The following is a 10,944-nucleotide window of genomic DNA, read 5'->3' as shown; positions in this document are numbered from 1 at the left end:
GCGTTGCGCTGCCCGAACGTCTGCCCGACGGGGAGGTGGCGGACCCCCTGCTGGATGGTGCGGGTCATCTTCGCCTCCAGCTGCACCGTCGCCAGCCCGCGGACGAAACCCTGCGACGCCACGGGGAGGTCGCGGAGGGCCCCCTCCAGGAAGCGCTCGTAGTCGGCGTGGAAGACGAGCGCCCGGTCGAGGTAGGCGGGGTCCCAGGTGACGCCCATCCCCGGCTGGGGCGAGGCGCGGAGCGAGACGGCGCTCTCCGCCCCCGAGAAGCTCTGCTTCTGGAGCTCGCGGAGCGCTTCGCGGAGCACCAGCGCCCCGCGGGGGTCGCCGCGGGGGTCGTCGGGGACGCCGCCCCCGGTGCCGAGGCCGGTGTAGAGGCCGGCCGCCCCGCCCCCGTACGACTCGACCCCGGCGCGCATCTGCCGCAGCTTCTCCAGGCGGGCGTTGCGGAAGCGACGCGTGAAATCGTCGCGGAAGGCGGGGCCGTCCAGGAGCGGGGTGCTGCCGATGGAGTCCAGCAGCGCGGCGAGCGCCGGGTCCAGCGGCGCCGCGGCGTCCAGCCAGAACGTCTCGGACTCGGCGAAGAAGCCCTGGACGTCGTTGATGTCCTGGTTCAGGGTGCGGAACCGGTCCAGGCTGGTGCTGGAGGCGAAGCGCACCCCGTTCAGGGCGCGCGAGTGCTCGCCCAGGCGGTCCAGCCTCCTCCCCAGGTCGTCGTAGGTGCGGCGTACCAGGGTGTCCGCCAGGTCGGCGGCGATCCGGGTCCGCACGCCCTCCTCGGAGGTGATCCGGGGGGCGCTGGCGGAGCGGAGGGCCCGGTAGTAGAAGTGGGCGTGCCGGGCGGAGAGGTCCGGCACCTCGCGCCCGAAGGCGTACTCGAGTAGCCGGCCCAGCTTCCCCACGTCGGCGGAGTCGCGGTGGGCCAGGGCGTTGTAGCGGCGGACGTTGTCGTTGAGGCGGCGGAGGTCGGCCACGTAGCGGTACACGTCGCGCGTCCCGGTGGCCCGCCCCACGTACCCGGTGGGGGCCGCGCCGCCCTCGCCGCGCGGGAGGAGCGAGTCCGCCTTCTGGAGGAGCGCGTCGCGCGCGGCGGGGAGCACCACCTCGCTGAACCCCGCGGCCATGGAGCCCTGGATCTCGGAGCGGATCCCTCCCGGCCAGGAGGTGGGCATCAGCGTGGACCAGAGGCGGGTCGTGCGCACCGCGGCCATGTCCCGCACCAGCCCGAACACGTCCACCTGCGCCCAGCGGTCGCGCCCGCTCTCCGCCCGCAGCCGGTTCACCTGGTGCAGGTCGCCCTCGATGTCGCGGAGCGCCACGACCAGCAGGGCGGACTGCTTCGTCAGCCGGCCGTGCGAGTACCACAGGCCGACGCCGCCCAGGATGCCGATGGCGAGGATCGCCGCCTGCGCCACCCGCACCCGGCGGTTGCGGGACACGAGCGCCTGGGGGAGGGGGCGCGCCAGCCCGCCCTCGGGGAAGACCTTGTCCCGGAAGAGCTGCTGCAGGAAGACGGGGTGCCGCTTCGGCCTCCCGGCGCCCGCCTCCGCCGCGGGCGTGGCGGCGTCCGGCGCGTCGGCGTGCTCGTCGCCCGTGAAGTAGATGCCGCGGAAGAAGAACGACTCGTGGTAGACGGTGCGCTGGAAGACCTCCCGGAGGTAGGCGCGCAGCGGGAGGTGCATGCGGCGCAGCTCGCCGGGGAAGCGGAAGAGCGCGTCCGGGTCTCCGGCGTCCGGCTGCGAGAGCAGCTCCACCTGCGTCTCGTACAGTCCCTCGTGGAGCGCGTCGAAGGCCTCGTCCACCCACTCGGGCGCGAAGGCGGCCTCCACCGCGTACGGGGACGACCAGCCGAACACCTCGTGGCGGGACGCCTCGGGGAGCCGCTCGCAGAGGCTGCGGAAGCCGGGGACCGCGTCGCACTTGGTGACCAGCACCGTGACCGGGAGCCGCATCCCCAGGACCTTCTGCGCCTCCCACAGCCGCCCGAACACGGCCTCCGCCCGGGCGGCGAGCTCCTCCTTCCCGGGCGCGCCGGGGCCCAGCAGGTCGGTGCAGGGGATGGCGAGCACGACGCCATCGATCGGGCGCTCGGTGCGGTGCTCCTGGAGGAGCCGGAGGAGCGCCTTCCAGGCGACCTCGTCCGGGGCGCCGCCGGCGCGGAGGAAGAAGTCGCCCGGGACCTCCAGCACCACGCCCTCGTTGAAGAAGGCCCACCGGCACCCCGCCTCCCCGGCCTCCGCGTCGTCCGGGGCCGGGAAGGGGCGCTCCAGCTCCAGGCTGCGGAGCACGGTGCTCTTCCCCGCCTCCGTTTGCCCGAGCATCAGGATCCAGGGGATGCGGTAGCGGTAGTCCTTGCCGGGGACGTACCCCTGGAGCGCCTGCACCCCCTCCGCGAAGGAGCGCCGCAGGTGCAGCACGGAGGAGATCGCTCCGCCGCCCTCTCCGCCCTCGCGCGGCGGGGCCGCCGCGGCGCGGGCGCGGCGGAGCTGGACGGCCACGTACCCCAGGATGAGGACGATCAGGACCGCGGTCCCCCCCAGGATCCAGGGGAGCATGGCGGCGAGGCGTGCGAGGAGGGCGGTCATCGGCGTCTCACTGCGCGGCGAGCTGGGCGATGCGGTCGTTCACGGACCGCAGCGGGAGCGTCACGTCGCGCCAGAGGCCGTGCGAGACGGCGAGGTAGAAGACCACCACGACGGCGAGCGCGGCCAGCCAGCGGCCGGTGTGCGGGAGCGCCACGCGCGGCGCCTCCGCGACGGTGTGGGCGTACGCCTGCGGGAACAGCTTCCGCTCCCCCTTGAGGAGCGAGGGCTGCCGGCGGAACACGAAGGAGAAGAGCTGGCGCCGGTACTCCTCCAGCTCGCCCAGGCGGACCGTTCCGCGGAAGCGGCCCTTGAAGCCCAGGCAGAGCGCCATGAGGTACACGGCGCCCAGCTCGCGGTGCACCGGGTCGCGGTCCTTGAGGAGCTGGTCCAGCCGGCGAAAGAACTGCTCGCCCGCGGTGTGGGTGCCGAAGAGCCGCGTCTCCAGCAGGTTGTCCTCCCACGCGCCCTTCCCCTGCCACTCCAGGCCGAGGAAGACCTCGTCGCCGAGCGCGGCCATGACGTACTGCGCCTCGCGGTAGAGCGAGGCCCCGAACTCGCCGCCCCGCTTCCCGGCGTCCAGCGCCTGGCTCTCCAGGCAGGAGACGAGCGGCTCGCCCACCCGCCGCGCCGCCCGGGCGGACGGGTCCTCGGCGGCGGTCCCGTCCGCCTCCCGCGCGCCGATCCCCCAGGGGTCGGCGAGGACGGCGCGCTTCTGCCGCACCACCTCGTCGTAGTACTCGCGGAAGGACCGGAGCAGGAACGAGTCTTCGCGCTCGGCGCTCATCTCAGACCTGGGTGCGGTTGTACAGGACGATGTCGCGGGGGCGGGCCCGGCCGGTGCGCTCGGCGGGGTGCGCCACCTGCAGGATCTCGCCGGGCTCGATGAACTCCGGCTCCGCGGCCACGGCGAAGAGCACCGTCCCCTTCCCCCCGATCAGCTCCAGCTCGCCGAAGGTGTCGATCCGCTTGCGCGCCGCGCCCAGGATGCGCCGCTCGCGGAGGGAGGGCATGCGGCTGCGCGAGCCGATCCGCGCCTCGTCGAACCAGGCGACCACCTCGGCCTCCGTCATCCCGGTCTGCCCGGTGACGCCGACGACGAGGGTCCGGGCCTTCCACTCCGGCCGGAGCGCCAGGTTGAAGCTCCCCTCCTCGAAGAGGAAGGCGGTGGCGCGGAACGCTTCCTGTACGCCGTCCAGCATCCGGGTGCAGAAAGCCACCACCGGCGCGAAGGAGGCGCGCGGGTCGTCGTGGTCGTACGGAGCGAAGAGGGGGGGCACCTCGGCGGGGCGGACTGCGGCGAGCCGGCCAGCCAGCGAGCAGAGGGCCAGGTACAGCGTGTACGGGTGGGAGACGCCCGCCCCCAGCATGGCCTCCAGGCGGGGGAGCTCGGCGGAGAGGCTCTGCACCATCCCCTGCAGCTCGGCCACCGAGCCGCCCTTCCCCACCGCGGTCGCGGCGCGGACCTTCTCCGAGAGGAAGACCGCCTTCTCGCGGACCCGCTTCACCACTCCCCCGGCCAGCGCGCCCATCGGCGACCCGACGCCCACCTGCAGCGTGGGGGGGACGAAGTCCTGGACCGGCGCGAAGGTCTCACCCACCAGGGCCACCCGGGCGAGGGGGAAGCTCACGTACCTGTGCGGCGTCGTGCGCCGGTCCGGCGCCGTGGGGGACACCAGCAGGGACGGAGCGGGGCGCCGGAAGGGGACCTCCAGCGGCCCCTCCCCGGTGTTCTCGTCCATCACCTCCCGCCCCGCCACCGAGCGGTAGCGGGGGAGGCTCCCGGCGAAGGGCTCGCTGGGGCGCCGCCGCGCCGGCACGGCCAGGCGCACGGTGAGCGGACCGTTCCGCGCGTCCTCGGCGTGCTCGGCGAGTCTTGCCTCCAGCGTGTGCTCCGGGTCGCCCGCGTAGCTCACCAGGAGCCCGTCCGGCATCACCGCCTCCAGCTCCAGCACGCGGAAGGTGCCGGTCACCAGGAGGCCCGGGTCGTACTCCAGGTGGCGGACGCCCCAGTGGAAGGGCGCGGCGGCCGCGAGGTGGTAGTGCAGCAGCTCCTCCTGCCGCTGCGCGGCGAGCTGGAAGTGCTGCGGGGCGAGGAGCATCCCCTCGTGCCACTCGATGGCGTCCGGGATGTTGTGGGCGTTGGTCATGGGGTGCGCGCGGCGGTGCCGCTCAGGTCTGCTCGACGGTGAAGCCCTGCTCTCCCAGCCGGAGGAGGATCCTCCGGAACGGGTCCACCCGGACGCGGTGGTCGCCGGGGGTGTAGTAGTCGGCGAAGAGGAAGGCGCCCTTCGCCCGCTTCCGCGGGTAGCGGAGCGGCTGCAGCGGGACGCTCTGCCCGGGGACGAACTCCCAGGCGACGGTCTGCAGCCCCCGCGGGTTGTCCTGCCGGAGCTGGGCGCGCTGGCGGTACCAGTCGCGCGCCGTGAGCCCGGCGAGGACCTTGACCAGCTCCTCGTCGTAGGCCACCACCAGCTCCACCGGGACGGGGCTGGCGTCGTTGGCCCGCGGGTCCGCGTACACGGCGTAGCCGGAGGTCTTCACCGCGGAGCGGCACCCCCCGGCGGCGAGCGCCGCCGCGCAGAGCGCCAGGAGGAGGCCCCGGGCCCGGAAGGCGCGCCGCCTCACGGGGCCAGCTCCTCGGCCGGGACGACGCGCGTCTCCCACCCCTCCCGCGCCTCCGTCTCCTCCGCCGCCAGGCGGGCCTCGTCGGCCTCCTCGTAGGCGCCGAAGCGCACCTGCACCCGGAGGCGCCATTCGTCGTCGTACCCGGTCACCAGGTACCCCTCGTAGCCGCGCCGCCCCAGCCGCTCCAGCATCTCCAGCGCGGGCTCCTCGCGCGGGAAGTCGCCCACCTGCACCGCGTACGGCGCCCCGTCGTCGCCGGGGCCGCCGACGCCGTCCTCTTCGGGGGGAGCGCTCTCCGCCGGGACCGCATCGGCGGCGGCCGGACCCTTGGCCGCGGCAAGGGCGCCGGGGTCCCGGGCGGGGGCGGGGAGCTCCGGCGGGAGCTGGCTGCTCACCCCCACCAGCACGCCGGAGAAGAAGAGGAGCGCGCCGACGGCGCAGAGCCCCGCCACGGTGCTCACCAGCGTCGGACGGTCGAGCGAGAAGGCGTAGCGGCTCATCGCGCGCGGTCTCCTGGGCGGGAGGGGCGAGGAGGGCTCACGGGACCTGCACCGTGGCCTGGCCGGCGTAGGTGAGCTGGATCACCCCGCCCCAGGCGCACATCAGCTTGGAGGTGGAGTTCAGCGCGGGCATGTTCCCGATCAGCACCGTCGGCGCCCCGACGATCCAGGGCGCGGGGGTCACCGGCACGCAGGGCATGGGGGTGAGCGCCCCCATGGCCGCCGCGGTGGCCGCGGCCACGGTGGGGTTCGACACGGACTGGCACATCCCGAAGGGCGGCACGTTGACGATGGGGGCGTGGTCCATGATGGTGGCGGCCGGGGGGCCGCCGGCCAGCACCCGGTTGGCGGGGAGCACCACCAGGGAGCTGGGCGCCACCCCGAAGCTGCACGTCATCATCCCCCCCATGCACGCCTGCTGCGCCACGTCACTTCCCTCCCCTGAGGGTCTTCACCGCCGCGGCGAGGAGCGCGGCGCGCCCCTTCGCGCCGCCGCCCTTCGCCGGCTCGTCCACGGGCTTCCCTTCGCGGAAGCGCCGCGTCTCCACCACCTCGCCGTCCTCGGCGTAGGTGACGACCTCGCCGTCCAGGAGCCCGGCGCGGTGGAACGACGCCTCGCGCACCCGGCCGCTGGGGAAGAACTCGCGCGAGGGGCCCTCGGGCCGGTCGTCCAGGTACGCCGTGCGGCGGAGGATCCGCCCCGCGGCGTCGTACCACTCCGCCTCGCCGTTCAGCTTCCCGCCCGCGTAGGGGAGCCGGGCGGAGACCTCGCCGCCGGGGTGGTACGCCAGCGTCTCCCCCTCCAGCACGCCGCGCGCGTAGCGCATCACCATCTGCACGCGGCCGTCGGCCAGGACCACGGAGTCGCCGTCGCGCTCGCCGCCGCGGTAGCCGGCCCGGAGCAGCTCGCCGCCGGAGTCGTCGTAGGTGACCACCGTGCCGTGCAGCTTCCCCTCGTGGAAGGCGGCGCGGGAGCGGACCTCGCCGGAGGGGCCGTAGACGACGGTCTCGCCCTCCGGCTTCCCGTCCTTCAACCCGGCGACCTGGAGAACGCGCCCCTCCTCGTCGCGGACGGTGTGCTCGACGACCCCGTCCATCAGTTGATCTTCACCAGGCCGCCCTTGACGTTGAGCATCCCGCCGCCGTCCAGCGTGCCCATGGCGCTCCCCTTCACCTCGAAGGTGGCGCCCGCCTCGATCGCGACGGTGGTGGAGGCCTTCTCCTTGATGCTCAGCCCCTCGATGGTCAGGTCCAGCCCGGCCTTGTTCTTGAGCGAGGTGCCGGCCTCGTTGCTCAGCTCCGTCCCCGCCTTGGCCTTGAGCGCCGTGGCGGCCTCCAGCGAAAGGTCGGCGCCGGACTCGATGGCGAGCGCGCCGCCGGACTTGAGGGTGATGGCCCCGGTGGCCTCGATCACCAGGTCGCCGGTGACCTTGAGGGTGTAGTTCCCCCCGGTCTCGTGGGTGAAGGCGGCGTCGTTCCTGTGCGTCTCGTCGCCCCCCACCTTTACGTCGCGCTTTCCCTGGGTAACGGTGTGCGCCTCGTCGCCCTCGGTGACGGTGACGGTCCGCTTCCCCTTGGAGACGAGGAGCTCCTCGTCGCCCTCGCTCACCGTGACGGAGCGCTTCCCCTTGCTCACCGTGAGCGTGTCGTCCGCCTCCTCCACGGTCGTGGTGCGGGCGTTCTTCACGGAGACGACCAGGTCCTTGGCGGCGCGGAGGTACACCTCCTCCGAGTCCTTCTTGTCCTCGAAGCGCAGCTCGTTGGACTCCTCGCCCGCCTTGGACGACTTCCCCTTGAGGGTGCTCCGGGTCTGGTGGTCGGGGAGGGTGTAGGGGACGGTCGTCTGCGCGTTGTAGACGCACCCGGTCACCAGGGGCCGGTCCGGGTCGCCCTCCAGGAAGGAGACCACCACCTCCTGGCCGATGCGGGGGAGGAAGAAGCTCCCCCACCCCTGCCCCGCCCACCCCTGCGCCACGCGGACCCAGCAGGAGGAGTTCTCGTCGGCCTGCCCCTTCTGGTCCCAGTGGAACTGCACCTTCACGCGCCCGAAGGAGTCGGTCCAGATCTCCTCCCCGCTCTTCCCCACCACCACCGCGGTCTGCGCCCCGGCGATGGTCGGCCTGGGGGTGCCGCGCGCCGGGCGGAAGGGGACGTCCGCGGGGAAGGCCTCGAACGAGTTGGTGTAGACCTCCTGGTTCGCGGAGACGGAGACGGAGCGGAGGACGTAGGTGGTGTTGGCGTCCTCGCGCTCGTGCCCCTCCAGGTCGAAGCTGTATCCGGCGGTGAAGGCGCGGCAGAAGCTGTCGCCGCGGAGGGTGTTCGCGGGCACCTCGCACGCCTCGATGCGGAGCTTGGCGATGCGCTCGCCGTCGGAGGTCTGCGCGAAGCCGCCCGGGTAATCGTAGACGCGCAGCTCCCCGGCGCTCCCCTCCACGGTGACCACCAGGTCGGTGGCGGGGGTCTCGAAGTTGAAGTCGTCCAGCGCGACCTTCCCCGTGGTGACCTGGCGCTCCAGCGTGCAGCGGGTGACCACGTCCTCCATCTCCGCCAGGGTGGCGGTCTGCCGGAACTTCGCGGCGGCGAGCCCGGGGCACGGGGCGTGGGCGTCGGCGTCGTCCGCCAGCACCAGCGTGTGCGCCCCCTCCGCGTGCTCGAAGAAGTAGAAGATCCCCTCCTCCTCCAGGAGCCGCGACACGAAGGCGAACGCCGTTTCCCGGTACTGCACGCAGTAGTCGCGGGCGGCGTAGGTGCCGGTCAGCGCGTTGCGGTAGTCCGTGAACCCCAGCTCGCCGAAGAGCGCCTCCACGATCTGCGGGACCGTCTGGCTCTGGAAGATCCGGCAGTCGGCGGTCAGGGTCAGGAGCCAGAGCCAGGGGCGCAGCTCGGCGTGGTAGACGGTGGTCCGGTGGTAGCCGCCGCCCTGCGCGAAGCGGGTGACGATCCCGTGGAAGTGGCGCTGCGACCCGTCCGCCATCGCCAGCGACACCGTCATCCCCTGTCCCACCACGTCGTCGAAGGCGAGCCCCGCGTCCTCCGACACCATACTCAGCGAGTAGTGGAACAGCCCGGAGATACGCTCCTCGCCGTGGAAGTCGCGGACGACCACGACGTTCTCCCCCAGCGGGGAGGCCACGGTGAGCGGGAGGGCGGTCTGCGCGATCGGCATCAGACGAGCGCCCCCTCGGCGACGTGGTAGGCGAACCCGCCGACGGGGTCCAGCGACAGGTGCACGGCGGCGACGGGCTCCCCGCGCGACATCCGCTCCAGCACCCGCGCGGAAAGCTCCGGGAGCACGGTGTGCGAGACGATGTGGTCCACGGTGCGGGCGCCGCTCTCCGCCACGGTGCAGCTCCCGGCGACCGCCGCCGCCACGGCGTCGTCGTAGGTCAGCTCGGCGCCGTGGTTCTCCCAGAAGCGGCGCTGCACCTCGGCCAGCTTCAGCTCCACGATCTCGCGGATCTCGGCTTCGCCCAGCGGGAAGTACGGGACCACGGTCATCCGCCCCAGGAGCGCGGGGCGGAAGGTGCGCAGCAGCTCGGGGCGGATCCGCTCCACGAGCGCCTCCGGGTCCGGGCGGCCGTCCCGGCAGGCGTCCAGGATGGCGTCGGAGCCGAGGTTGGAGGTGAGGAGGATCAGCGTGTTCCTGAAGTCCACGGCGACCCCCTCGCCGTCCTCCAGCTTCCCCTTGTCGAACACCTGGTAGAAGAGCTCCATCACGTCCGGGTGGGCCTTCTCCACCTCGTCCAGGAGGACCACGGAGTAGGGCCGCCGCCGCACCGCCTCGGTGAGGATTCCGCCGCGCCCGTAGCCCACGTAGCCGGGAGGCGCGCCCTTGAGGGCGGAGACGGTGTGCGCCTCCTGGTACTCGGACATGTTGACGGTGACGAGGTTGCGCTCGCCGCCGTAGAGGTGGTCGGCCAGGGTGAGGGCGGTCTCGGTCTTCCCGACGCCGCTGGGCCCCACCAGCAGGAAGACGCCGACGGGCTTCCCCGGGTCGTCGAGCGAGGCGCGGAAGGTCCGGATCCGGCGGGCGATGACGTCCAGCGCCTCCGGCTGCCCCACCACGCGGTCGGCCATGCGGTGGCGGAGCCCCAGCACGGTGCGGATCTCGTCCTTGACGATCTTCCCCAGCGGGATCCCGGTCCACCCGGAGATCACGGAGGCCACCACGCGCGACCCCACGCAGGACGGGACCAGCGGCTCCTCGCCCTGCAGCGCCTCCAGGTCCGCCTCCAGCGCGGCCACCTGCAGCCCCCCGAGCCCGGTGGGGTCGGGCGCGGACTCGGCCTCGGCCCGGAGGCGGACGATCTCGCGCACGCGCTCCAGCTCGGCGCGCCAGCGGTCCTCCAGCGTGGCGCGCTCGGCGCGGGCGCGCTCCAGCTCCCCCTCCAGCCGCTCCAGGCGGGCGCCGTGGTCGCACCCGGCGGCGGCCTCGCGCCGGAGGATCCCCAGCTCCAGCTCCGCCTCCTCGATCCGCCGGACGGCCGCCTCCAGCGCCACCGGGGCGCCGTTCTGGGCCACGGCCACGCGGGCGCAGGCGGTGTCGAGCACGCCGATGGCCTTGTCGGGGAGCTGCCGGCCGGGCATGTGGCGGTGGGAGAGGCGCACCGCGTCGCGCACCGCCTCGTCCAGCACGCGGACGCCGTGGTGCCGCTCCAGCTGCGCGACGATCCCGCGGAGCATCCCGGCGGCGCTCTCCTCGTCGGGCTCGTCCACGCGGACGACCTGGAAGCGCCGCGCGAGGGCGGGGTCCTTTTCGACGTAGCGCTTGTACTCGGACCAGGTGGTGGCCGCGATGGTGCGCAGCTCGCCGCGGGCGAGGGCGGGCTTGAGGAGGTTGGCGGCGTCGCCCTGCCCCTCCGCCCCCCCGGCGCCGATCAGGGTGTGCGCCTCGTCGATGAAGAGGATCACGGGCCGGGGGGAGGAGCGCACCTCGTCGATCACGGAGCGGACCCGGTTCTCGAACTCGCCGCGCACCCCGGCGCCGGCCTGGAGCGCGCCCAGGTCCAGCGCGAGGACCGCGGCCCCCCGGAGCGGGGGCGGCACGCTCCCCGCGGCGACGCGCAGCGCGAACCCCTCCACCACGGCGGTCTTCCCCACGCCGGCCTCGCCGGTCAGGATGGGGTTGTTCTGCCGCCGCCGCATGAGGACGTCCACGATCTGGCGGATTTCGCCGTCGCGCCCGCGGATGGGGTCGATTTTCCCGGCGCGGGCCAGGGCGGTGAGGTCGAGGG

At 73.8% G+C, this 10,944-nt stretch carries 9 protein-coding genes; all 9 read right to left on the bottom strand.

Annotated elements, in window-relative coordinates; translation table 11 throughout:
• Positions 1 to 2,585 (bottom strand): type VI secretion system protein (locus VGR37_00185; protein ID HEV2145811.1); only part of this gene is annotated, 2,585 nt, incomplete at its 3' end.
• A 7-nt stretch (positions 2,586 to 2,592) separates the two neighbouring features.
• The gene (locus tag VGR37_00180; GenBank protein HEV2145810.1) at positions 2,593 to 3,369 is read right to left on the bottom strand and encodes a DotU family type IV/VI secretion system protein; all 777 of its coding nucleotides are present in this window, start codon (positions 3,367 to 3,369) and stop codon (positions 2,593 to 2,595) included.
• 1 nt (position 3,370) lies between these two features.
• Positions 3,371 to 4,732 (bottom strand): type VI secretion system baseplate subunit TssK, encoded by a 1,362-nt coding sequence (tssK, locus tag VGR37_00175; protein ID HEV2145809.1) that lies wholly within the window; start codon positions 4,730 to 4,732, stop codon positions 3,371 to 3,373.
• A 22-nt stretch (positions 4,733 to 4,754) separates the two neighbouring features.
• On the bottom strand, positions 4,755 to 5,210 hold the full coding sequence (locus tag VGR37_00170; GenBank protein HEV2145808.1) for a hypothetical protein: 456 nt from the start codon (positions 5,208 to 5,210) through the stop codon (positions 4,755 to 4,757).
• Entirely contained in the window at positions 5,207 to 5,710 is a 504-nt protein-coding gene (locus tag VGR37_00165; GenBank protein ID HEV2145807.1) for an SPOR domain-containing protein, read from the bottom strand. The genes VGR37_00170 and VGR37_00165 overlap by 4 nt, the downstream gene beginning before the upstream one ends.
• A gap of 37 nt (positions 5,711 to 5,747) precedes the next feature.
• Positions 5,748 to 6,137, bottom strand: coding sequence for a DUF4280 domain-containing protein (locus VGR37_00160; GenBank protein ID HEV2145806.1), 390 nt, complete (start codon positions 6,135 to 6,137; stop codon positions 5,748 to 5,750).
• Position 6,138: 1 nt separating this feature from the next.
• The gene (locus VGR37_00155; GenBank protein ID HEV2145805.1) at positions 6,139 to 6,807 is read right to left on the bottom strand and encodes a hypothetical protein; all 669 of its coding nucleotides are present in this window, start codon (positions 6,805 to 6,807) and stop codon (positions 6,139 to 6,141) included.
• The gene (tssI, locus tag VGR37_00150) at positions 6,807 to 8,876 is read right to left on the bottom strand and encodes a type VI secretion system tip protein TssI/VgrG (protein ID HEV2145804.1); all 2,070 of its coding nucleotides are present in this window, start codon (positions 8,874 to 8,876) and stop codon (positions 6,807 to 6,809) included. The genes VGR37_00155 and tssI overlap by 1 nt, the downstream gene beginning before the upstream one ends.
• Positions 8,876 to 10,944 (bottom strand): type VI secretion system ATPase TssH (gene tssH / locus VGR37_00145; GenBank protein ID HEV2145803.1); only part of this gene is annotated, 2,069 nt, incomplete at its 5' end. The genes tssI and tssH, both read right to left, overlap by 1 nt.

This window comes from Longimicrobiaceae bacterium (assembly GCA_035936415.1).
GTDB lineage: Bacteria > Gemmatimonadota > Gemmatimonadetes > Longimicrobiales > Longimicrobiaceae > JAFAYN01.
The sequence above is the reverse complement of the archived record's forward strand: the minus strand, read 5'-3'. Positions and strand labels throughout refer to the sequence as shown.

Bases quoted from the DNA above. Each gene is read 5' to 3' on its own strand.
- VGR37_00180 (HEV2145810.1), bottom strand. From the start codon at position 3,369: ATGAGCGCCGAGCGCGAAGACTCGTTCCTGCTCCGGTCCTTCCGCGAG.
- tssI (HEV2145804.1), bottom strand. From the start codon at position 8,876: ATGCCGATCGCGCAGACCGCCCTCCCGCTCACCGTGGCCTCCCCGCTG.
- VGR37_00165 (HEV2145807.1), bottom strand. From the start codon at position 5,710: ATGAGCCGCTACGCCTTCTCGCTCGACCGTCCGACGCTGGTGAGCACC.
- tssK (HEV2145809.1), bottom strand. From the start codon at position 4,732: ATGACCAACGCCCACAACATCCCGGACGCCATCGAGTGGCACGAGGGG.
- VGR37_00155 (HEV2145805.1), bottom strand. From the start codon at position 6,807: ATGGACGGGGTCGTCGAGCACACCGTCCGCGACGAGGAGGGGCGCGTT.